Source organism: Synechococcus sp. MIT S9220 (genome assembly GCF_014304815.1).
Lineage (GTDB): Bacteria > Cyanobacteriota > Cyanobacteriia > PCC-6307 > Cyanobiaceae > Synechococcus_C.
The window spans coordinates 1,889,503-1,909,866 of record NZ_CP047958.1; the positions used below are offsets into that span (position 1 = coordinate 1,889,503).

Sequence of the window (20,364 nt, forward strand, 5' to 3'; positions counted from 1 at the left end):
CTTTGATACTGCAGCGTGATACAAGAGCTTGGTGCGCTGTATCCATCAGTCTCTGGCATCCTTCATGGTTCCTTTTCTCTCCAACCTGCGACAGTCGCTGAGCCGACTGCTGATCGTCCTGCCGGTGCTGGCTGTCTTGTGGATCAGCTCCCCCGCTCAGGCCGCCCAGTGGGATGCCGAGACACTGACCGTTCCTTCCGACCCTGAAGGCACCGCAGTGACCTTCAGCGAACAGCAGGTCAAGGCGGGACGCAAAGTGTTCAACACCAGCTGCGGCACATGCCATGCCGGCGGCATCACCAAGACCAACCAAAACGTTGGCCTCGATCCTGAGACCCTGGCATTGGCCACACCATCGCGCGACAACATCGCCGCGCTGGTGGACTACATGCAGGACCCCACCTCCTACGACGGCGAGTACAGCATTGCCGATCTTCACCCCAGCATGCGCAGCCGTGACCTTTATCCGGCGATGCGTGATCTCACCGATGAAGATCTAGAGCTGATGTCGGCCTACATCCTCGTAGCACCGAAAGTTCTCGGCCAGGAATGGGGCGGCGGCAAGATTTACTTCTGATTCACATGGATCGATCCGGTCAACGCCGGATCGATCAACTGAACTGATTGGACAACATGTGGGCCTTCAGGGCGCAAGATTGCCCGGATCCATGGATCTAGGTCGACGGCTGTACCACCACTCCTGCATCTCAGCCGTGAAGCGCATGGGGAAAAGAGTGAGCACAGTGACCGTTGGTCTCGATCCAGGCTGAAGCAGTTCAACGGAATAAGACGGGCAACGACGCGAACCGAGATCAGCAACAAAGCGACGGCCCACACGGCGCCAGCTTGGCTCCTTGCTGCGCCATGCCAGCCGACAACAGGGCCAGGGAAGTTCTTCGCGGTCGTAGAGACGGCAGCAAGGCCCAATCACTCGAAAGCTGTACTGGCCTCCAGGACTGGTGTGAACCGATCCATGATCAAGCAACCGTTCCACCTCAGGTCTCAGCGGTGCAGCGGGAACGGCGGTCATCGGCAAGAGAGCCACGTGGCACCACACTGACAGCAAAAAGCCACCCCCGCGGGGAGGTGGCAATGAACCCTGTCGTCAGGACTTGGGATCAAAAGTCCTGAAGCTCAGTAGAGCTCTTCCTCAGCATGGGTCTTGATGGTGCAGTCGGAGGTGGGGTAGGCCACGCAAGTCAGCACGAATCCTGCTTCGATCTGATCGTCGTCAAGGAAGCTCTGGTCGGACTGATCAACAGTTCCCGAGGTGATCTTGCCTGCACAGGTGGAGCAGGCACCCGCACGGCAGGAATAAGGCAGGTCAATGCCTTGCTCTTCAGCGGCATCGAGGATGTACTGATCGTCGGGAACCTCAATGGTCTTGTTGAGACCCTCGCTTTCGGCGACCAGGGTGACCTTGTAAGAAGCCATGGATAGAGTGAATTTGCAGAGGCTCGTAACAAACGAGCCTGCCGGACTGATCATTTCTACATCGTCTGGGCGTCAAGGCACACGCTTGAATGCCTGTTTCGGTGTAAGGCCAATCAAAACAGAAGAATTTATAAGGCTCGCTTATCAAGGCTAGCGCCGAATCTCGAGCAAGCCCCATCGACCTTGCTCGGCAAGCGGCTCAACCGACCAGCCCAGGCTCCCCAGCACTTCTGTGAGCCTCGGTGCCTGTTCCACCAGCAGGCCACTCAGCAGCCCCCGCCCCCCAGGCCGGAGCACCGATTGAAAGTGAGGAGCAAGAGCCTCAATCACGGGAGCAAGGATGTTGCAGAGAAGCAAATCTGCAGGCTGACCCTCAAGCAGCGTCGCCAGCACCTCTACCGACCCCTGGCTCACCCTGAGCGCATCCACAGAACGGCCATTCAAAACTGCGTTGTCGGTCGTTGCTCTGACAGCCAGGGAATCGGTGTCGACAGACAGTACTTGACGAGCCCCAAGCCCGAGTGCCGCAAGTCCAAGCACTCCACTTCCGCAACCCAGATCCGCAACCCTCAATCCTGCGGGGGGCTGTTGCTCAAGCGCTTCAAGGCAGAGGCGGGTGGTGGGATGACTGCCGGTCCCGAATGCACTGCCTGGATCCATCTTCAAGACAAGCCTTTGAGCATGCTCGATAGGCACATCAAGCCAGGCCGGCAGGATGAGCAGCCTCTCACCCACAGGGTCTGGCTGCCAGTGCTGTTTCCAGCTGAGACTCCAGTCTTCATCAGCCAGTTCATCCCAAACCGGCTGAGCCAGAGCGAGGCCGAAGGTTTCAGCCAGAGGGATCAGGCTGCTGATTAGCTCAGATCGCTGGTCTTCAGGCCATTCATGGGCCGGCAACCAGGCCAGAAGAGTGCGTTGATCAGGCGTCTCAGGTGCATGTTGTGTGGCCACCCGGTGTACACCGAGAACGTTCAGCTTCCAGAGAAGCGACTCCTCCAGCTCAGTCTGAACCGGCAGAGACAAACGCCACCACATCACAGCGTGACGGGATGGGCTTCCTGAATCCCGTTGATGCCGTTGATGGTGGCCAGAAGCGCAGGCGGAATCGGGTCATCAATACTGAGCACCATCACGGCGTCTCCCCTCACAATCCTCCGCCCCACCTGCATTGAGGCGATGTTCACGTTGTGTTCACCCAGAAGCGATCCGAGATGGCCAATGATTCCAGGCATATCCCGATGGCGGGTGAACAACATGTGTCGGCTCGGCGGCACATTCACCGGGAATTCGTCGATGGTGGTGACCCGCAGTTCACCATCCGCGAATACCGCACCGGTCACACTGTGACCACCCTGTCCACCGCGGGTGGTGAGCTGCAAGGACCCCCCCGCAAAATCGCGGCTGGCATCGTCCTTAACCTCCAGCACGTGAATGCCGCGCCCCTTGGCCTCGAGAGAGGCATTGACGTAGTTGATGCGCTCTCCGAGAGCGCTGGTGAGCAGTCCCTTGAGTGCTGCCACCACAAGGGGCTGGGAGGGATGGTTTGCGAACTCACCCTGAAGACGCACCTCCAGTTCCTGCACCTGGCCACCGCTCAGCTGACTCACGAGTAGGCCGAGGGTTTCGGCGAGCTGCAGATGGGGTTTGAGGCGCTCCATGATCTCGGCGCTGAGACCTGGAATATTGACGGCACTGCGAGCTGGGAGTCCAAGCAGCACATCGCGGATCTGCTCAGCCACATCGGTGGCCACATTTTCCTGGGCTTCCTCGGTGGAAGCCCCGAGGTGAGGCGTCAACACCAGCCCGCGCTCGACTGCACGCAGTGGAGAGTCCTGGTCCAAAGGCTCAGAGGCGAAGACATCCAAACCGGCACCGGCAATCACACCGTTATCAATGGCTTCGGCGATGGCAGCCTCATCAACAATGCCTCCCCGAGCACAGTTCACGATCCTGGCCGTCGATTTCATTGAGCGGAGCAGTTCCGCATTCACGAGATTTTCGGTATCGGGCGTTCTGGGAATGTGCAGCGTGATGTAGTCGGCCTGACGGAACAGATCCTCCAGGGTCGTGAGTCGAACCTGCATCTGCTGAGCCCGGTCAGCGGAGATGAAGGGATCGAACGCGATCACCTCCATCCCCATCGCCTTGGCAACCTTGGCGACGTGTGAGCCGATTTTGCCCAGACCCACAACCCCAAGAACCTTTTTGTAGAGCTCATTGCCCACATATTTCTTGCGGTCCCAGGCACCGGCTCGCATCGATGCATGCGCCTGAGGCACGTGGCGAGACAGAGACAACAACAAGGCCAGGGCATGCTCCGCAGCCGCGATCGTGTTGCCCTCGGGTGAATTCACAACCAGCACACCTCTCTGGGTGGCGGCAGGAACGTCAACGTTGTCGACCCCCACGCCTGCCCGACCAATGATGCGCAGACGGTCCGCCGCCTCGATCACATCGGCAGTGACCTGAGTGCCCGATCGAATCATCAGAGCGTCATAGTCACCGATGATTGACTTGAGCTCGTCCTGAGACAGGCCTGTCCGCTGGTCCACCTGGGCAACCTGCCCGAGGATGTCGATCCCAGCCTGATCAATGGGGTCTGAAACAAGAACTTTGGTCATCCAGCGGCGGAGAGAAAGCCGTTCAGAAGTTTAGAGATCGGTCCGAACATCACTGCTGGACAGGGAGATTGACGTGCTCCGAAGCCAAGCTTCCCCCTGAAGTCCTGAACTTCCGTGGAGAATGGCTGTCCGCACCGCTCCGCTTATGCCTGTCTGCGTCCTGGTGCTCAAAGAACGCGCCGCCGCCGAGACTCTTGTCCAGGACCTTGAAGAGTCCGGTAAACCGCTCATCCGAGTTGTGCTGGTCGCGCCGGAAGCGGCTGAAGGGACTGAAGCGGGCCGCCTCAAGGCGGAGCAGATTGAACAGGTCGATCTGCTGAACCCGAGCATGGCCCGCAGCCGCCGCCAGCGTTCCATGTCTCGTTGGTTGATGCCCTTCGGCTTCATGGCTGGGCTGACCTTCACTCAGATCACCACGCTCGATACCTTTGCGCGCTTCGGTGCTGTTGGAGAAGCACTGATCGGCGGCCTGCTCGGCATGGGGTCAGGATTGATGGGGAGCTACGCCGCGGCAGCAAGTGTTCCCTCCGACAATGAGGACGGAGTCCGGATCCTGCGCAACCGGCATAACGAGCGGTTCTGGTTGCTGCTGCTCGAGACCCCAGCAGGGATTGAAGTTCCCTGGCAACTCGTTCAGAAAGTTCGTCCTCAGCAAGTGGTCCGCCTGAGTGAGCTGTGAGTCTTCCCCGTGAGACGTTGATCGAAGGGCTCGCTGAGCCAGAGGCCATGCATCGCCTGATCGAACGGGCGGAAGACGTGCTGCGCACCTGGCAACCGAGCTGGAGCAGCTTTTTAAGCGGACCTGAACTGGAGGACTCGCGCCGCCTCGAATCGCTCACTGAACTGCGAGTGGTCCGCGACGGTGGAAGACCAGGCACCGAACGCTGTCGTCTCCAGCTCAGTCGCAGCGATCAGGAACTGCCACTTGAACCGACTCCAATCTCTGGATTGAGGCTTGAGGGCAATTTCCTGTTTGATCGGGCTGAACCGCAAGACATGCGCCAGGCCCTGATGGATCTTGGTGTGAAAGCTGATGAACTTGGCGATCTCTGGCTTCGGGGAGATCGTGGCGCCCAGGCCGTCTGCACACCAGAGGCCGCACTTCATCTCAACGGCCTGACCGGACAAGTGCGCGACGTCATGCTGACCGTAGAGGCGGTGAGCATCGACGGCTTGCAATGGCCCGCCCAAAGACTGCCAAAGCAATTGACCAGCGTGGAGGCATCCTGCCGCCTGGATGCCATCGCCTCAGCGGGTTTCGGACTGTCACGCTCCAAGGTGATTCGTCAGATCAAGGATGGAAAGCTGCGGCTCAACTGGCATCCCGTCCGGCAGGCGAGTCGTGAGCTGAAAGTCGGCGACCGACTCCAGCTTCAGGACCGTGGAAGCGTGGAGGTTTTAAATCTCGAAACCACCAAACGCGATCGCTGGCGAGTGGAGATGCTGCGCCGGTGAGCTGCTAACTTCAGTCGCATCCGGTTGGCAAGCGCTCAACCGTCACCGCAGATCCTCTGAAGGGTGAAAATGCGGGCGATTAGCTCAGAGGTAGAGCACTACCTTGACACGGTAGGAGTCACTGGTTCGATTCCAGTATCGCCCACTTCCCTCGTGAGCAGAGAACGAAAAGCATGACCTTGAGTGTCGTGGTCGGACTCGGACGCTCTGGAATCGGGGCAGCCCGTCTTCTCAAGGCCCAGGGATCTGAGGTGGTGGTTCTCGAGAAAGCTGAGAACGACGCTTGCACGCGAAAATCCGCGGAGCTCAGACAGCAGGGCATTGATGTCCAGCTCGGACAACCTCTGGAGATCTCCAGTTTCGAGCCCTGGCTCGATGAGATCGATCAGGTAGTGATCAGTCCTGGCATCGCCTGGACTCATCCAACTCTCGAGGCGTTACGAACCCGGGGAGTTCCAGTGAAGGGAGAAATGGCTCTGGCCTGGGAGACCCTCAAAAAACATCCCTGGATTGGCATCACCGGTACCAATGGGAAGACCACCGTGACCCATCTCCTCCACCACGTGCTCAAGCATGGGGGGTTAAAGGCTCCTATGGCCGGGAATGTGGGGTATTCCGCCGCAGAACTGGCTCTGGGTTGCCTTGAAGGCTCCAGCCCTCTGCCCGACTGGGTGGTCATGGAGATGAGCAGCTATCAGATTGAAGCGGCCAACGACATCGCTCCGCGCATCGGGATCTGGACGACGCTGACCCCTGACCACCTGGAGCGACATGGATCGTTAGACGCCTATCGAGCGATCAAGCGCGGACTGCTTGAACGGTCCCAGCTGGCAATTCTCAATGGCGATGACCCTGATATCAGCCGAACTCGCGGCGGCTGGGGAGAAACCCAAGTGAGCTGGGTCAGCACCGGCCAGAGGTGCTCAGACAGCGCCAGCGATCGGTTGAACTTGAGTGATGACGGCTGGGTCTGCGCAGGAGAGCGAAAGCTCTTCTGCGCCAATGCTCTCGCCATGCCTGGAAAGCACAACCTTCAGAACATGCTTTTGGTTACTGCAGCGGCTCTCGAGGCTGGGTTACCCCCGGAAACCATTGAATCAGCGTTGCGCTGCTTCGATGGGGTTCCCCATCGACTCGAATCGCTTGGAACCGTTCAAGGCGTTGCTGTTTTCAACGACAGCAAGGCAACCAACTACGACGCAGCTGCCGTGGGTCTGCAGTCCGTACCCAATCCGGTCGTGTTGCTAGCAGGAGGTCAGACCAAGCAAGGCGACGCTGAGCATTGGCTGCAACTTCTGAAGGAGCGCAGCAGCGCTGTTGTGCTGTTTGGCGCCGGAGCAGACGAGCTGCGCGGCCTGATCGAAGCATCTGCCTTCCCCGGTACTGTCAGCACGCATCGAGACCTGGATGAGGCTGTTCCGCACGCTCTGGAACTAGCCCGACAGCAGCAGGCTGCAAGCCTTCTGTTGTCGCCTGCATGCGCCAGCTTTGATCAGTACTCCGATTTTGAAGCTCGTGGCAATCACTTCCGGAAGCTGATCGAAACGAATCGATCAACCTAGTCTGGGAAAAATTTTGTAGAACGCGTGGCCTACTGGCTGATGAAAAGTGAACCCGATGTTTACGGGATTCATCATCTTGAGCAGGAGCAGACAACTCTCTGGGACGGGATTCGCAATTACCAGGCGCGTAATTTCATGCGCACGATGGCTGTTGGCGATCAGGCCTTCTTCTATCACTCCAATTGCAAGCCCCCTGGGATCATCGGCCTGATGGAGGTGACGGAAACAGGACTGGTAGATCCCACTCAATTCGATCCATCATCGAAATATCACGACCCTGCGTCGAAACCCGAGGCACCACGCTGGGACTGCGTGCGGCTGGCCTATCGAGGCAGATTTCAAGACATCTTGAGTCTTGAGGACTTGCGTCAGTCCTATCAACCAGAAGAACTAGCCGTCGTTCGACGAGGCAATCGACTGTCGATTCTTCCTGTGGATGACCGAATCGCCCAAGACCTCCTCAAGCGACTTGGCTCAATTCAATGAACCAAGGGAACATCGCCTGACAGAGCGAATTCCTCTCACAACAATCATTCCCAGAGCCTGGGTCGGTTTCGGCCAGGCTCCCTGGCGCTTTGTGGGCCTCACAGCTCTGATGCTGATCACTGTCACAGGACTGAGTTTGATCTCTAAGGATCTTCAGCAGGGAGATGGCTGGTGGCAGACAACCATCAGCGATGCGCTCTTTCTTACAACGATTCCTACGACTCTCCTAGCAGTTGTTGCCTTGCTGCGCCTGGCCGACCAACTGCTTCCTTCGATCCAAACGGCAAAACAGGAGAAGCCTGCCCAGGAGCGTCAACAACTGCGATGGATCTTCCGGCAAACAGCCGCCCTAGTGCTACTGGAAGGGGTGATCCTGATCGGAGGCCTGAATTCCATCAGGATCATCGGCGCACTGATTGCCAGGCAGAGCGGCGCGCTCTCGACTCTGGTTCTGATCGCTGGAGCACTTGCACTGAGCCTCTGGACCCTGAGCCAGATCCTGGCCCTTCCTCTTCTGATCCATCACGGTCATCGTCCACTGGCAGCGATGGAACATAGTCGCCGGCTGGTTCAGACCAATCGGCTGAAAGTTCTGGCGCTGCTTGGTCTACTGATCGGGGTCAACCTGATTGGCCTGATGGGAGCCTTCATCGGCCTGCTACTGAGTCTCCCGTTCAGCGCCTTACTGCTGATGGCAAGTTGCCGGACTCAGACGCCCTGGGTCAGGGATTCTCGACGGAACATGTTGCCCACATAAAGGCGCGTGATTTCTCTTGACTCCACTCCGTGCTGAATCAGGAATCCGGCCAGAGCGGCCTGAACCAGGCGGTATTGATCCCAGTTCGGGCAGCGCTCAATGAACGCAACCATGGCTTGCTGCAGGGGCTGAGGAAGCTCGGACTGAAAGCTCACTGCTGACTCCTCAGCAGCAGTGGCCGCCTCGACAACCTGGTCTGGTGCTGATGCCTGAGCCTGCTGTAACTGATCGGCCAAATGCATGCAAACGCTTCGAATGCCAACTAGTTCTCCACAGATGCCGGCCCGAGTCAAGAAGCAGCTCAGGAGCAATTCCCACTGACTCTCCCAGTGAGACTTCAGCCGCCAGAACCATTTCCAGCAAGCGATCTCCTCCCCTAGTTGCGAAAGAGCCATCGGCGTGATTCGTCAACCAAAACCGACCCCCTGAATCCGGTTTTCCACAGACGTCGGCCATACCAACCCAGATGCTCTGAAGCCTGTGGAAAACACCCCTTCCAGCGTGGGAAAGACCGGGGGAAAATCAATGAAGAGCCATTGATTAGCCGCTCTAATCTTTACTGCTGTCCCACACCGTTCTCATCGCCTCGGCGATGGCCTGCGCAGCAGGGTCAGGCCAGCAGACTTCCAGGCCACGAGCCTGAACACCATCACCGCGGCAGATACCCCGAAGCGACCAGCGCGAACGATCACCTTCAAGGCAAGCCCACCAACTGCCACGCTCCAATTCCACGCTGATGGATTCCTCCGCCATGAGCTGATCGCAAATAGAGCGATGTTGATCTGTCAGATCAGTGATGAGTGAAGCCAGCTCGCAGGCCTCACTCTCCTTGAGTTCGAGAGCCCAGTGTTCTCCACCAATGAGGACGGAAAACACTGAGCGGGTCGGGTCCCTAGACAATCTCCAGCCCGGGCCCTCCTGTTGAATCATCCAGGAAGGAGATCAGGCTGATCCTGTTCGTCACTCAGTTCAACGATGGCGCGTTGCACAGGCTTCACGCTGGACTCTTCAAGCAGACCATCGAAATCGTCGAAGCGACGCTGCTTGGCACGGAAAGCAATCCGAACAGTGGTCAGATAACGATTGCTGGACTGACGGATCAGGCTTTCACCGCGCTTGGCGAGATCCTGATGATCGACTCCGGCAGAGAGCATGCAAACAACGCGAGAATCCTGAATTCTAAGTGAGCAGATCGCTGTGGAAAGGAACATGCATGGGATAGCTGCGTTGCGGACGCCCTGGAACCCTCAGAACGATCTGGCGACCCAGCCCCATCGCTGCCAGAGGTCGACGTAAATAACTGAGTAGTGCGCTCACCTCCTCGAGGTGCTGCGCGTCCACACACTCGATACGGATGCTGCCCCAGCTGCGTGACATCCTGCAGTCTCGAAGCGGTTCGAGCTCAGCCTCGATCTGCGGATCCTCCCGATAAAAGGAAAACACCAACCGTCTTAAGCGATCCATCGTTACTCCCCGTAGCCTCGACCTGACTCCAACCTGCCCATAGCGGTGGTTCAGCCCCTCGCTGCCGAACAAAACCTTCAGGTTTCCGACGCGTCTTACAACGTCGGCACCCTGGCGATCGACCTAGGAAGCACCACCACGGTGGTGGCGTTTCAGTCTGCTGAGCGATCTGAAATAGATCTGCTCGATCTACCTGCCATTACCCGAGAAACGGGAGCGATCCCATCGCTGATCTGGGCGGAGGATGCGGTCTCAGGTCCTGCGCTGGTCGGGCTTGAGGTGCTGGAAAACGGCCTGCATGAACGCGATGCCCCTCAGCTCCACCGCGACTTCAAGCGTTGGATCGGCATGGCATCAGATCCGCAGAGTGCCGAGAGACGGCTCAGCCCGGAACAGGCTGGCGCGCGGCTTCTGACTGAAATCTGGAAGCGGATGCCCCCTGAACTCAGCATCGAACGCCTGGTGCTGACAGCCCCCGTGGATCAGGGCTCCGGCTATCGCGACTGGCTTCTCAAAGCCTGCGAACCGATGCAGGTTGCAGAGATCGCCCTGGTGGACGAGCCAACGGCAGCTGCACTCGGCGCTGGCCTGGAAGCTGGATCCAAGCTTTTAGTAGTCGATCTCGGTGGAGGAACTCTGGATCTTTCCCTGGTCGCTCTCGAGGGAGGTGAAGGTCGTGCTGCCCCAGTGGCACAGCTCCTGCGCTTCCGCGGCCAGGACCTCACCAACAGCCGTCAGACACTTCGTCAGGCCAAAGTGCTCGGCAAAGCTGGCATCAACCTGGGTGGCAGGGATCTTGATCGCTGGATTCTCGACGAACTCTGTCCAGAGGGCCTGCCGGAAGAAGGCAATGGTCTGATGGCTCTGCTGAATGCGGCGGAACGCCTCAAATGTCGCCTTAGCGATCCCAATATCCTCAATCGGGAGAGCCTTACAGAAACAGCCAATAGCCCTGATCTTGACGCGCCGAGCAAGCTCTCGATGGATCGACACAAGTTCAGTCGACTGCTCCAGGACCGAGGGCTGTTTGACGCCCTTGAAGGACTGCTTAACAAGACCTTGCGTGATGCGGAACTCAACGGCTGTCCTGCCGAAAATCTCGATGGTGTCGTTGTGGTCGGAGGGGGCGCCCATCTTCCCCAGTTGCGCGATTGGCTCACCGAGAAGCTTGCGCCCACACCACTGCTGACACCGCCGCCAATGGAGGCGGTGGCCTGCGGCGCCTTGAGCCTCACTCCAGGAGTTCGCATGCAGGACCTGCTGCAGCGGGGAATTTCACTGCGCTGCTGGAACCAACGCAGCAACACCCATCACTGGCATCCCCTGTTCCTGCCGGGTCAGCCCTGGCCCTCCAGCAAGCCGTTGGAATTGATCTTGAGCGCCAGTGGTCCAGACCAGCAATCACTTGAGCTGGTGCTTGGAGAATCCAGGGGAGAGACGAGACATGAAGTAGTGATGATCAATGGACTGCCCAAGGTCATTGAAAAAACCGATGGATGGGATGACGTCACAAGGCGGCCAGACACCGCCTGTGAGCTCCCCCTGAACCCTCCTGGACAACCTGGAGAAGATTGCTTGAAACTTCGTTTCCATCTCAATGATCAGGCGGAACTGATCCTGGAGGGAGAGGATTTGCGGACCGGAGAAAGCCTGGACCCGAGACCACTCGGGACCGTGCGGTGATCGTGCCGTCCACAAGAACGTGTGTGTTGGCGACAACATTTATAGAAAGGACTCTGTCGTTCCCTGACCACCCTTGGCGCTGCGTCGCCATCTCCCAAGATTTTGGCTGATCGCCACACTGGGTGGTGTCGCAGCCCTTTGTGGTTATGCGTACTGGTGGGAACAGCAGTTACCGGGTCGCCTGCGTGAAGCAGCTTCACGGGAAGATCTTGAGGCCTGCCTGCGCTATGGCGAACAGCTGGCAGCATTGCGATGGCTGGACCGGGAAGCACCCAGTGAACAGGCGGTCTGCCGTCGCCGCCAGGCTGAACTTGCCTGGAAAGGAGGTGACAGCAGTCAAGCACTCACCCTGCAGTCACAGCTTGTTAATTCGAATGTGGGCAGCGAAGAGCAGCGACGCAAGGATCGATCCAGATTGCTCCTGTGGCGCCAGACCCTGCGTGAGCGGGCATTGGATCAGTTCCGAGCGGGAGATCTCAAACTGGCCCTCACCACCCTCCAGCCTCTGGAACACAAGGGCCAGAGGCCGGGAACACAGCTGAGCGACAGCCTGCGCGAGACCTGGAACCGCAACCAAGTCGATCACGAGCGGCTGAGGGACAAAGTGCAACGACAGCAGTGGTGGGAAGCACTAAGCGTGCTGAATCAACTGGACCACCCCTGGTGGCAGGACCATGCCCTACCTCTTCGCAGGCAGGTGGAGGAAGCCATCCAGAATCTGCGCGATCGGCAGGAACATCACAGCCATGGGGCTCTACCGGCTCACACGGTGGATCCTGAACGTCTGAATACAGCTGTCGAAGAACGGCTATCCAGCGGCATGGATCCGTGGAGTGCCTTCGTTGCCGGGTGTGCTGATCTGGGCGGCGTTCTTGTTGAGGAAGGACCAGAGAGCCTCTGTAAGGCGAAGAGACGATGAAGACCGTGAGCAGGGAGGAAATTCAGTTCTCCGCCTGAACACTCCTCAGAAAAACGCCTTCTTCCCCATCAATATCCAGCAGCCTGAGCTCGATGGTTTCGGTCCGCCGCGTGGGAACGGATCGACCGCAGAAATCAGGCTGAATCGGCAGCTCCCGATGGCCGCGGTCCACCATCACCAGCAGCATCACCCTGCGGGGCCGTCCCCAGGCCTGGATCGCTTCCAGCGCAGCACGCACGGTTCGGCCGGTAAAAATCACGTCATCAACCAACAACACATCACGACCTTCGACACTCACCGGCAGCTCAGTCGCCTGCACAGGCCTCATGGCCACTCGCTCGAGATCATCGCGATGGAAGGTCGGATCGAGCGTGCCCTGGGCAATCGCCTTACCGCTCTGCTCTTGAAGGAATCGCGCCAGCACTGCTGACAACTGAACGCCACGGGTGGGAATTCCCAACAGCAGCAACTGCTCGACCTCTCCCACGCATTCAAGAACCTGGGAAGCCAGGCGCGACAGAGTTCTGCCGACGTCCTCGGCTGAAAGGATCTCGATCCGCTCACTGTTCCCAGACGTCACCATGACCGATGCAGTGGGATAGATGACTGTATGTCGGATATCACCTGTCAGATCCGCAAAAGCTGACCATCGTCAGCACAGGAGTTCACCAGGGGCGGGATCCGGGGGTAGCTTATGAATCTAGAGAAGACCTTAAGAACGGATAGAGCTGAGTGAACGTTGCCGATCGCCATACAGGACGACCAAGCAGGGAGCGATCCATTGCTCCCGTTGTTCTGGCGATCCTGGACGGGTGGGGCGAACGCAGCGACACGGACCACAACGCCATCCGAGCTGCCAGCACTCCTGTGATGGATGCGCTGCGTCACGCCTATCCCCAGACACTGATCCAGGCGAGCGGCTCCCATGTGGGATTACCTGATGGACAAATGGGTAATTCCGAAGTCGGGCACCTCACCATCGGCGCGGGCAGGATCATCCGCCAGGAACTCGTGCGGATCGGCGACACGGTTCGCGACAACCAGTTGCGTGCTGTTCCGAAACTGCGTGAACTGGCCGAACGCCTGCGTGCAAGCAACGGCACGCTTCACCTGCTGGGCCTCTGCTCGGACGGTGGTGTGCACAGCCATGTGGATCACCTCTGTGGACTCCTGCGATGGGCAGCCGACGAAGGCCTGAAACATGTGGCGATCCATGCGATCACCGACGGACGTGACACCCCCACTCAGAGTGCTCCGGCTTATCTGAAACAAGTCGAGGAGGCCATTCAGGCCAGTGGAGTGGGTGAAGTCGCCAGCCTCTGCGGTCGCTACTGGGCCATGGACCGCGATCGCCGCTGGGAACGCACAGCCCGCGCGCATGAACTGCTCACCTCTCCTGACGTTCCGGTGAGCCAGATGTCAGCCGCTGAGGCACTGCAGGCCAGTTACGACAGCGGCATCACCGATGAGTTCGTGGAACCTACGCGTTTACAGGCAACCCATCTCAACGATGGCGATGCCTTACTGATGTTCAACTTCAGACCTGACAGAGCTCGTCAGATCATTCAGTGCCTGGCCAGAACGGATTTCTCTGATTTTGAGCGCCCTCATCAGCCTCGGCTGGATGTGGTCACGTTCACGCAGTACGAGGCTGGCCTCCCCGTGGAGGTTGCATTCCCACCCGAGTCCCTGGATGACCTGCTGGGCCAGGTGGTGGCATCACGAGGACTGCGCCAATACAGAACAGCAGAGACCGAAAAATACCCCCACGTCACCTACTTCATGAATGGTGGTGTTGAGCAGCCTCTCGAGGGGGAAGACCGCCATCTGGTGCCCTCTCCGCGGGTGGCCACCTATGACCAGGCCCCTGCCATGAACGCTGAAACCCTCACCGTGAGCTGCATTGAAGCCATCGAGAAGGGGATTTATTCCCTGGTGGTGATCAATTACGCCAATCCAGACATGGTTGGACACACCGGCGTGATGGAAGCCGCAACTGAGGCGATTCAAACGGTTGACCATTGCATCGGACGGTTGCTCGATGCCGTGGGACGCATGGGAGGAACGATGATCATCACTGCAGACCATGGCAACGCCGAGCGAATGCAAGGCGATGACGGTCAAGCCTGGACGGCCCACACCACCAATCCTGTGCCGTTAATCCTCGTGGAGGGAGAACGCAGAAAACTGCGCGGCATGGGCAATGCAATCCGCCTGCGGGATAACGGCGGGCTGGCTGACATCGCACCCACTCTTCTGCAGCTGCTCGATCTCGAGAAACCCGATGCCATGACCGGCAGCACCCTGATCGAACCAATCGAGACACCTGTGCCCTCCACCGCTCTCCTGCCACAACCGGTCTGATCGGCTCGGACATAAGATCTGCCCATGATTACCACCGTTCTTTCCTGGATCTGGATCGGCAGCGGCCTTTTGCTGATCCTGTTTGTGCTGCTGCACAGCCCCAAGGGTGATGGCATGGGTGGGCTCGCCGCCAGTGGTAGTACGTCGTTTACCAGTGCCAGCAGCGCTGAAGCGACTCTCAACCGCATCACCTGGACCACCCTGGCCATCTTTCTGACGCTGGCTGTGATCCTGAGTGCCGGCTGGCTGAACTAAATCAGCAGGGCCGACAACAACAGGTCCAAGCGGATCGCGACTTAATGAAACTGGGGAGAACCAATCCTTTCCGGATAGGCCTCTTCACCGTGCTCACGCACATCAACGCCAAGGTTTTCAGCCTCTTCCGTCACTAGGAACGGAAGGCCAAGACCTCGTAAGACTCCTGCGATCAGCAGTGTCCCAAGGGCCGCCAACCCATAGGCCACAAGCACAACCTGAAACTGATCAACAATCAAGCCAACTCTGCCCTTCTCAGCAAAAACCTGGGCTGCGGGGTGAGTGGCGATCAGCTCAGTGCTAGCGAAGACACCGGTCAGAATCGCGCCGACTGTGCCACCGACACCGTGGACGGCAAAGGTGTCGAGGGAATCATCAAAACGCAGCGAAACCTTGAGCTGCACAGAGCAATAACAAAGCAGACCAGTGATCGCACCGATCGCCATCCCAGCCCCCGGCGTGACAAACCCAGCTGCTGGGGTGATGCCCACCAGACCGGCCACAGCCCCGGTCGCCATACCGACAGCAGTGGGCTTGCCATCACGCCATGTTTCGATCAATGACCAAGCAACCAAGCCAGTTGCTGCAGAGATATGCGTCGTAGTGAAGGGGAGTTCCGCACCACTGACACTCAGCTGACTACCGCCGTTGAAACCGAACCAGCCAAACCAGAGCAGACCAGTGCCGAGCAAGATCTGAGTCACATCGTGAGGTGGGCGCACCGAATTGGGCCACTGCTTGCGCCAGCCAACAAGGCCAGCAAGCAAGAGAGCAGAAACACCAGAGCTGATATGCACCACCGTGCCTCCAGCGAAATCAAGGTCTTTCCCAAGGCAACCACCTCCCCAGACCATATGAGCAAGAGGGGCATACACCACCAGGAGCCACACGGGGGTGAAGACGCACCAGAAGCGAAAACTGATCCTCTCCACCAAGGCCCCTGAAATCAGAGCCGGAGTGATGATCGCGAACATGCCCTGAAAGAGAGCGAAGCTGAGGCCAGGTATCGCCAGGCCAGGCCAAATATCAGGGACGTTCTCCAACATGGCGAAGGAGAAGGGATTGCCAATGACGGCATTCAGAGCTCCGCCGTCGGAGAAGGCAAGACTGAATCCGAAGCTGACCCACACCAGCGTGGCGATGCCCATCATCACGAAGCTCATCGCCATCGTGTTGAGCACATTGCGAGCTTGAACGAATCCTCCGTAGAAAAACGCCAATCCAGGAGTCATCAGCAGCACAAGTGCCGCCGAGGTGAGGATCAGAGTGTTGTCGGCAGCCGAAAGTGAGGCATCACCTGCGTACGCAGGCAGCAGGGCAGAACTCAGCAGCTGAAATGCTGGAACCACCAAAAGGGCGATCAAAAATCGCCTCAGACGAGGCTGAAACACGTATTTTCAGTAACCCTCGATACCATTTCAGACCATCTGCGCCAAAAACTGTTCACTGCGAACATTTTGAGAGGCGTGGAGATTGGAGGCGTCCAGAACCGAGACGTCGACAAAAGCGCCACGTGCCGCCTGAATTCAATCCCGAGCTGGCAACAAAAAAGCCCCGCAACAGCGGGGCTTAACAAGCCGCCGAGGCGGCTTTGATCGAGAAGCTGCGACTCAGTAGTCGAAATCGCCACCGCCCATGCCGCCACCGGCTGGTGCGGCGTCTTTTTTCTCGGGCATGTCAGCAACGATGCATTCGGTGGTCAGCACCATGCCTGCGATTGACGCAGCGTTCTGCAGACCGGAACGCGTCACCTTGGCGGGATCGACAATGCCGGCAGCCAGCATGTCGACATAGTCACCGTTGGCCGCGTTGTAGCCATCATTGAAGTTCTTGGCCTTCACGTTTTCAGCCACAACAGCACCGTTGACACCTGCGTTCTCAGCGATGCGCATCAGTGGTGCAGTCAGAGCGGCAGCCACAATGTTGGCTCCGATCAGCTCCTCTCCCTCCAGGCTGGACGATGCCCACTGCTCGAGTGTGGGAGCCAGGTGAGCCAGGGTGGTGCCACCTCCAGGAACGATGCCTTCTTCAACAGCAGCCTTGGTTGCGTTGATGGCATCCTCAAGCCGAAGCTTCTTGTCCTTCATCTCGGTTTCGGTGGCAGCACCCACCTTCACCACAGCAACACCACCGGCGAGCTTGGCCAGTCGCTCCTGAAGCTTCTCCTTGTCGTAGGTGGACTCGGTTTCGTCCATCTGCTTACGAATCTGCTCACAACGCGCTTTCACTGCCACGTCATTGCCTTCGGCCACGATCGTTGTGGTGTCCTTGTTGATGGTCACGCGACGGGCAGTGCCAAGCATCTCGATCTTGGCGTTCTCAAGCTTCAGACCGGCGTCTTCAGTGATCAATTGACCATTGGTCAGCACAGCCATGTCTTCCAGCATGGCCTTGCGGCGGTCACCAAAACCGGGGGCCTTCACCGCAGCCACATTCAAGACACCGCGCAGACGGTTCACCACCAAAGTGGCAAGAGCTTCCTTCTCGATGTCCTCAGCGATGATCAGCAGAGGCTTGCCAGTGCGAGCAATCTGCTCGAGCACGGGTACGAGATCCTGCACGAGGCCGATCTTTTTGTCGGTGAGCAGGATATAGGGCTCGTCCAGGACGGCTTCCATTCGCTCAGTGTCGGTGGCGAAATAGGGAGAGATGTATCCCTTGTCAAAGCGCATTCCCTCGGTGACCTCCAGCTCGGTGGTCATCGACTTGCCCTCTTCCAGGGAAATCACACCTTCCTTGCCAACTTTGTCCATGGCGTCGGCGATCATCCGACCCACTTCCTCGTCGTTACCAGCGGAAATGGTGCCCACCTGGGCGATGGCATTGCTATCGGCAATCGGCTTGGCGTTTTCTTTGATCTTGTCGACCAGAAAATCCGACGCTTTGTCGATGCCCTTTTTCAGGGTGATGGCATTGGCACCGGCAGCAACGTTGCGCAGGCCAGCCTTGACCATGGCATGGGCAAGAACGGTCGCAGTGGTGGTGCCGTCACCAGCTGCGTCATTGGTCTTGGATGCAGCCTGACGAATCAGAGCAACACCAGTGTTCTCGATGTGGTCTTCGAGTTCGATCTCTTTGGCGATGGTGACACCGTCATTGATGATCTGGGGAGCACCGAACTTCTTTTCAAGAACAACGTTGCGACCTTTAGGGCCGAGAGTCACAGCAACGGACTCGGCCAGGATGTCAATGCCCTTTTCAAGAGCGCGGCGAGCGTTCTCGTTGTAAATGATGCGCTTGGCCATGGGGGCGGAAATGGATGGAAAGGAATAGTTGGTGACTACCGACCTGTCTCAGGCGCGTGGCAGTCAGGAGCCGGTCAGTTGACGATGGCGAGAATGTCCTTCTCGGACAGGAGCACGAACTCATCGCTTCCGAGCTTGATGTCGGTGCCTGCGTACTTGCTGTAGAGGACCTTGTCGCCGACACCTACTTCAGGAGACTGGCGGGAACCGTCGTCGTTGCGCTTACCAGGGCCAACTTGAACAACTTCGCCCACCTGAGGCTTTTCCTTCGCGGTGTCGGGGAGCAGGATGCCGCCGGAGGTTTTCTCCTCGGATTCTGAAACCTTGACGAAAACGCGATCGCCGAGGGGCTTAACAGTGGAGACGCTGAGAGAAACAGCTGCCATGGGTTCTTGCAGGAGCAGGGACAGTGCGCCGAAGCGCCGATGCGACTCGAGCTGGCACTCAAGGTCGTCGAGTGCCAACCTATGTCCGGGTTCTGCACTTCGGCCACGGGACAAGCGTGCGGGTGACCGAACCACTCCCCCCTCTCTCGCGACGGTGGTATCGTTGCCCCGCTCAGGAAGGGATAGCTCTAGACGCTTCCCTCTCACACCCCCTTACTTATGGCCGCTGCTGCTCCCGCCTCCGCCGGTACCAAGGGCGTTGTCCGCCAGGTGATTGGCCCGGTTCTGGACGTGGAATTTCCCGCCGGCAAGCTGCCCAAAATTCTCAACGCTCTCCGCATCGAAGGCACCAATACCGCCGGGCAGGCGGTTGCTTTGACCGCTGAAGTCCAACAGCTGTTGGGCGATCACCGTGTTCGCGCCGTTTCCATGAGTGCCACCGACGGACTTGTCCGTGGCATGGAGGCCCTCGATACAGGTGCACCGATTTCAGTGCCCGTCGGCGAAGGAACCCTTGGCCGCATCTTCAATGTTCTCGGCGAGCCTGTCGATGAACAGGGGCCGGTTAAATCCAATACGACAGCTCCGATCCACCGTTCAGCTCCCAAACTGACTGAACTGGAAACGAAGCCCAAGGTCTTTGAGACCGGCATCAAGGTGATTGACCTCCTGGCTCCCTATCGCCAGGGCGGAAAAGTGGGTCTTTTCGGTGGTGCCGGCGTCGGCAAAACCGTGCTGATCCAGGAACTGATTAACAACATCGCCAAGGAACACGGTGGTGTTTCCGTGTTCGGCGGTGTGGGTGAGCGCACCCGTGAGGGCAACGACCTTTACGAGGAATTCAAGGATTCAGGCGTGATCAACGCCGATGACCTCTCCAAGTCCAAGGTGGCGCTCTGCTACGGGCAGATGAACGAGCCTCCCGGCGCTCGCATGCGTGTGGGCCTCTCAGCTCTGACGATGGCCGAGCATTTCCGTGACGTGAACAAGCAGGACGTGCTGCTGTTCATTGACAACATCTTCCGTTTCGTTCAGGCCGGTTCGGAGGTGTCCGCACTGCTCGGACGGATGCCTTCCGCTGTTGGATACCAACCAACGCTCGGAACTGACGTGGGCGAACTTCAGGAGCGAATCACCTCCACTCTGGAAGGTTCCATCACCTCGATCCAGGCGGTTTACGTCCCTGCGGATGACCTGACTGACCCAGCTCCCGCGACCACCTTCGCTCACCTGGACGCCACCACGGTGCTGAACCGTGGCCTCGCGTCCAAGGGCATCTATCCCGCTGTTGACCCGCTCGACTCCACCAGCACCATGCTTCAGCCCGCTGTTGTGGGCGACGAGCACTACCGCACAGCTCGCAGCGTGCAGTCCACGCTTCAGCGCTACAAAGAGCTGCAGGACATCATCGCGATTCTCGGTCTCGACGAACTCTCAGAGGACGATCGCCGTACCGTTGACCGTGCTCGCAAGATCGAGAAATTCCTCTCTCAGCCTTTCTTTGTGGCTGAGATCTTCACCGGCATGTCCGGCAAGTACGTGAAGCTCGAGGAAACCATCAGTGGTTTCAACCAGATTCTTGCTGGTGAACTGGATCACCTTCCTGAACAGGCTTTCTACCTCGTTGGCAACATCGACGAAGTCAAGGCCAAGGCTGCAAAGATGGCCGAAGAAGCCAAGTGATGGCATCTGGGGCATGAAATTCATGCCCCAGTCCCTTTCATTTTGAGCCC

At 58.4% G+C, this 20,364-nt stretch carries 23 protein-coding genes and 1 tRNA gene; 12 read left to right on the top strand and 12 right to left on the bottom strand.

Annotated features, from left to right (window positions below):
* Positions 1 to 64 precede the first annotated feature (64 nt).
* Positions 65 to 577, top strand: coding sequence for a photosystem II cytochrome c-550 (gene psbV, locus SynMITS9220_RS10535; protein WP_222930431.1), 513 nt, complete (start codon positions 65 to 67; stop codon positions 575 to 577).
* Between the two features lie 66 nt (positions 578 to 643).
* Here psbV and SynMITS9220_RS10540 read toward each other — a convergent pair whose 3' ends face one another.
* The 4 genes from SynMITS9220_RS10540 to serA all read right to left on the bottom strand — a co-directional run bounded on the left by SynMITS9220_RS10540 (position 644) and on the right by serA (position 4,055).
* Positions 644 to 1,030: a hypothetical protein gene (locus tag SynMITS9220_RS10540; protein WP_067095901.1), complete on the bottom strand. Its 387-nt coding sequence runs from the start codon at positions 1,028 to 1,030 to the stop codon at positions 644 to 646.
* A 104-nt stretch (positions 1,031 to 1,134) separates the two neighbouring features.
* Positions 1,135 to 1,434 (bottom strand): ferredoxin, encoded by a 300-nt coding sequence (locus SynMITS9220_RS10545; RefSeq protein ID WP_115019479.1) that lies wholly within the window; start codon positions 1,432 to 1,434, stop codon positions 1,135 to 1,137.
* A 150-nt stretch (positions 1,435 to 1,584) separates the two neighbouring features.
* Positions 1,585 to 2,469: a 50S ribosomal protein L11 methyltransferase gene (gene prmA / locus SynMITS9220_RS10550; RefSeq protein WP_186989152.1), complete on the bottom strand. Its 885-nt coding sequence runs from the start codon at positions 2,467 to 2,469 to the stop codon at positions 1,585 to 1,587.
* Complete coding sequence (gene serA, locus SynMITS9220_RS10555; protein WP_186989155.1) at positions 2,469 to 4,055, bottom strand: phosphoglycerate dehydrogenase; 1,587 nt, start codon at positions 4,053 to 4,055, stop codon at positions 2,469 to 2,471. Before serA ends, prmA begins: the two co-directional genes overlap by 1 nt.
* Positions 4,056 to 4,200: 145 nt before the next feature.
* Here serA and SynMITS9220_RS10560 point away from each other — a divergent pair, with 145 nt between their 5' ends.
* The 6 genes from SynMITS9220_RS10560 to SynMITS9220_RS10585 all read left to right on the top strand — a co-directional run bounded on the left by SynMITS9220_RS10560 (position 4,201) and on the right by SynMITS9220_RS10585 (position 8,315).
* Positions 4,201 to 4,734 carry a hypothetical protein gene (locus tag SynMITS9220_RS10560; RefSeq protein WP_186989157.1) on the top strand — a complete coding sequence of 178 codons (534 nt, stop codon included), beginning with the start codon at positions 4,201 to 4,203 and terminating at the stop codon, positions 4,732 to 4,734.
* Complete coding sequence (locus tag SynMITS9220_RS10565) at positions 4,731 to 5,510, top strand: photosystem II S4 domain protein (RefSeq protein ID WP_186989159.1); 780 nt, start codon at positions 4,731 to 4,733, stop codon at positions 5,508 to 5,510. The genes SynMITS9220_RS10560 and SynMITS9220_RS10565 overlap by 4 nt, the downstream gene beginning before the upstream one ends.
* 73 nt (positions 5,511 to 5,583) lie before the next feature.
* Positions 5,584 to 5,655 (top strand) — tRNA-Val (locus SynMITS9220_RS10570).
* Between the two features lie 28 nt (positions 5,656 to 5,683).
* On the top strand, positions 5,684 to 7,072 hold the full coding sequence (murD, locus tag SynMITS9220_RS10575; RefSeq protein ID WP_186989161.1) for a UDP-N-acetylmuramoyl-L-alanine--D-glutamate ligase: 1,389 nt from the start codon (positions 5,684 to 5,686) through the stop codon (positions 7,070 to 7,072).
* 24 nt (positions 7,073 to 7,096) lie between these two features.
* Positions 7,097 to 7,558 (top strand): EVE domain-containing protein, encoded by a 462-nt coding sequence (locus SynMITS9220_RS10580; protein ID WP_255483058.1) that lies wholly within the window; start codon positions 7,097 to 7,099, stop codon positions 7,556 to 7,558.
* Positions 7,509 to 8,315 carry a hypothetical protein gene (locus SynMITS9220_RS10585; RefSeq protein ID WP_255483059.1) on the top strand — a complete coding sequence of 269 codons (807 nt, stop codon included), beginning with the start codon at positions 7,509 to 7,511 and terminating at the stop codon, positions 8,313 to 8,315. Before SynMITS9220_RS10580 ends, SynMITS9220_RS10585 begins: the two co-directional genes overlap by 50 nt.
* Here the strand turns inward: SynMITS9220_RS10585 and SynMITS9220_RS10590 are convergent.
* The 4 genes from SynMITS9220_RS10590 to SynMITS9220_RS10605 form a co-directional block, all read right to left on the bottom strand.
* Positions 8,267 to 8,557, bottom strand: a complete 291-nt coding sequence (locus SynMITS9220_RS10590) for a DUF2811 domain-containing protein (protein WP_255483292.1) — start codon at positions 8,555 to 8,557, stop codon at positions 8,267 to 8,269. The genes SynMITS9220_RS10585 and SynMITS9220_RS10590 overlap by 49 nt on opposite strands.
* Before the next feature lie 307 nt (positions 8,558 to 8,864).
* Positions 8,865 to 9,245: a DUF1818 family protein gene (locus SynMITS9220_RS10595; RefSeq protein WP_186989163.1), complete on the bottom strand. Its 381-nt coding sequence runs from the start codon at positions 9,243 to 9,245 to the stop codon at positions 8,865 to 8,867.
* Positions 9,242 to 9,469, bottom strand: coding sequence for a DNA-directed RNA polymerase subunit omega (locus SynMITS9220_RS10600; protein ID WP_067095871.1), 228 nt, complete (start codon positions 9,467 to 9,469; stop codon positions 9,242 to 9,244). The genes SynMITS9220_RS10595 and SynMITS9220_RS10600 overlap by 4 nt, the downstream gene beginning before the upstream one ends.
* Positions 9,470 to 9,494: 25 nt before the next feature.
* Entirely contained in the window at positions 9,495 to 9,779 is a 285-nt protein-coding gene (locus SynMITS9220_RS10605; RefSeq protein ID WP_067095869.1) for a hypothetical protein, read from the bottom strand.
* A gap of 39 nt (positions 9,780 to 9,818) precedes the next feature.
* Here SynMITS9220_RS10605 and SynMITS9220_RS10610 point away from each other — a divergent pair, with 39 nt between their 5' ends.
* Both SynMITS9220_RS10610 and SynMITS9220_RS10615 read left to right on the top strand, forming a co-directional pair.
* The gene (locus SynMITS9220_RS10610) at positions 9,819 to 11,462 is read left to right on the top strand and encodes an Hsp70 family protein (protein ID WP_186992121.1); all 1,644 of its coding nucleotides are present in this window, start codon (positions 9,819 to 9,821) and stop codon (positions 11,460 to 11,462) included.
* Positions 11,463 to 11,535: 73 nt separating this feature from the next.
* Positions 11,536 to 12,381, top strand: a complete 846-nt coding sequence (locus SynMITS9220_RS10615; RefSeq protein WP_186989165.1) for a hypothetical protein — start codon at positions 11,536 to 11,538, stop codon at positions 12,379 to 12,381.
* 22 nt (positions 12,382 to 12,403) lie between these two features.
* On the opposite strand, the gene pyrR is transcribed toward SynMITS9220_RS10615, so the two are convergent.
* The gene (gene pyrR / locus SynMITS9220_RS10620; RefSeq protein ID WP_186989167.1) at positions 12,404 to 12,964 is read right to left on the bottom strand and encodes a bifunctional pyr operon transcriptional regulator/uracil phosphoribosyltransferase PyrR; all 561 of its coding nucleotides are present in this window, start codon (positions 12,962 to 12,964) and stop codon (positions 12,404 to 12,406) included.
* A gap of 149 nt (positions 12,965 to 13,113) precedes the next feature.
* On the opposite strand from pyrR, the gene gpmI reads away from it, so the two are divergent.
* Positions 13,114 to 14,745, top strand: a complete 1,632-nt coding sequence (gene gpmI / locus SynMITS9220_RS10625) for a 2,3-bisphosphoglycerate-independent phosphoglycerate mutase (RefSeq protein WP_186989169.1) — start codon at positions 13,114 to 13,116, stop codon at positions 14,743 to 14,745.
* Positions 14,746 to 14,769: 24 nt separating this feature from the next.
* Positions 14,770 to 15,000 (top strand): preprotein translocase subunit SecG, encoded by a 231-nt coding sequence (gene secG / locus SynMITS9220_RS10630; protein ID WP_067095859.1) that lies wholly within the window; start codon positions 14,770 to 14,772, stop codon positions 14,998 to 15,000.
* A gap of 41 nt (positions 15,001 to 15,041) precedes the next feature.
* Here the strand turns inward: secG and SynMITS9220_RS10635 are convergent, their stop codons facing one another.
* From SynMITS9220_RS10635 to groES, 3 genes are all read right to left on the bottom strand, one after another.
* Positions 15,042 to 16,364: an ammonium transporter gene (locus tag SynMITS9220_RS10635; RefSeq protein WP_255483060.1), complete on the bottom strand. Its 1,323-nt coding sequence runs from the start codon at positions 16,362 to 16,364 to the stop codon at positions 15,042 to 15,044.
* A gap of 246 nt (positions 16,365 to 16,610) precedes the next feature.
* A complete protein-coding gene (gene groL / locus SynMITS9220_RS10640) occupies positions 16,611 to 18,245 on the bottom strand; it encodes a chaperonin GroEL (protein ID WP_067095851.1) in 1,635 nt (544 codons plus the stop codon).
* 74 nt (positions 18,246 to 18,319) lie between these two features.
* Positions 18,320 to 18,631, bottom strand: coding sequence for a co-chaperone GroES (gene groES / locus SynMITS9220_RS10645; RefSeq protein WP_066911278.1), 312 nt, complete (start codon positions 18,629 to 18,631; stop codon positions 18,320 to 18,322).
* A 219-nt stretch (positions 18,632 to 18,850) separates the two neighbouring features.
* Here groES and atpD point away from each other — a divergent pair, with 219 nt between their 5' ends.
* The gene (gene atpD, locus SynMITS9220_RS10650) at positions 18,851 to 20,314 is read left to right on the top strand and encodes a F0F1 ATP synthase subunit beta (RefSeq protein WP_067095848.1); all 1,464 of its coding nucleotides are present in this window, start codon (positions 18,851 to 18,853) and stop codon (positions 20,312 to 20,314) included.
* The last annotated feature ends 50 nt before the right edge of the window (positions 20,315 to 20,364 follow it).

Excerpts from the sequence above, each read along its gene's own strand:
- psbV (WP_222930431.1), top strand. The coding sequence starts at position 65 with ATGGTTCCTTTTCTCTCCAACCTGCGACAGTCGCTGAGCCGACTGCTG.
- SynMITS9220_RS10540 (WP_067095901.1), bottom strand. The coding sequence starts at position 1,030 with ATGACCGCCGTTCCCGCTGCACCGCTGAGACCTGAGGTGGAACGGTTG.
- SynMITS9220_RS10545 (WP_115019479.1), bottom strand. The coding sequence starts at position 1,434 with ATGGCTTCTTACAAGGTCACCCTGGTCGCCGAAAGCGAGGGTCTCAAC.
- prmA (WP_186989152.1), bottom strand. The coding sequence starts at position 2,469 with ATGTGGTGGCGTTTGTCTCTGCCGGTTCAGACTGAGCTGGAGGAGTCG.
- serA (WP_186989155.1), bottom strand. The coding sequence starts at position 4,055 with ATGACCAAAGTTCTTGTTTCAGACCCCATTGATCAGGCTGGGATCGAC.
- SynMITS9220_RS10560 (WP_186989157.1), top strand. The coding sequence starts at position 4,201 with ATGCCTGTCTGCGTCCTGGTGCTCAAAGAACGCGCCGCCGCCGAGACT.
- murD (WP_186989161.1), top strand. The coding sequence starts at position 5,684 with ATGACCTTGAGTGTCGTGGTCGGACTCGGACGCTCTGGAATCGGGGCA.
- SynMITS9220_RS10585 (WP_255483059.1), top strand. The coding sequence starts at position 7,509 with ATGACCGAATCGCCCAAGACCTCCTCAAGCGACTTGGCTCAATTCAAT.
- SynMITS9220_RS10590 (WP_255483292.1), bottom strand. The coding sequence starts at position 8,557 with ATGCATTTGGCCGATCAGTTACAGCAGGCTCAGGCATCAGCACCAGAC.
- SynMITS9220_RS10595 (WP_186989163.1), bottom strand. The coding sequence starts at position 9,245 with ATGATTCAACAGGAGGGCCCGGGCTGGAGATTGTCTAGGGACCCGACC.
- SynMITS9220_RS10600 (WP_067095871.1), bottom strand. The coding sequence starts at position 9,469 with ATGCTCTCTGCCGGAGTCGATCATCAGGATCTCGCCAAGCGCGGTGAA.
- SynMITS9220_RS10605 (WP_067095869.1), bottom strand. The coding sequence starts at position 9,779 with ATGGATCGCTTAAGACGGTTGGTGTTTTCCTTTTATCGGGAGGATCCG.
- pyrR (WP_186989167.1), bottom strand. The coding sequence starts at position 12,964 with ATGGTGACGTCTGGGAACAGTGAGCGGATCGAGATCCTTTCAGCCGAG.
- secG (WP_067095859.1), top strand. The coding sequence starts at position 14,770 with ATGATTACCACCGTTCTTTCCTGGATCTGGATCGGCAGCGGCCTTTTG.
- groL (WP_067095851.1), bottom strand. The coding sequence starts at position 18,245 with ATGGCCAAGCGCATCATTTACAACGAGAACGCTCGCCGCGCTCTTGAA.
- groES (WP_066911278.1), bottom strand. The coding sequence starts at position 18,631 with ATGGCAGCTGTTTCTCTCAGCGTCTCCACTGTTAAGCCCCTCGGCGAT.
- atpD (WP_067095848.1), top strand. The coding sequence starts at position 18,851 with ATGGCCGCTGCTGCTCCCGCCTCCGCCGGTACCAAGGGCGTTGTCCGC.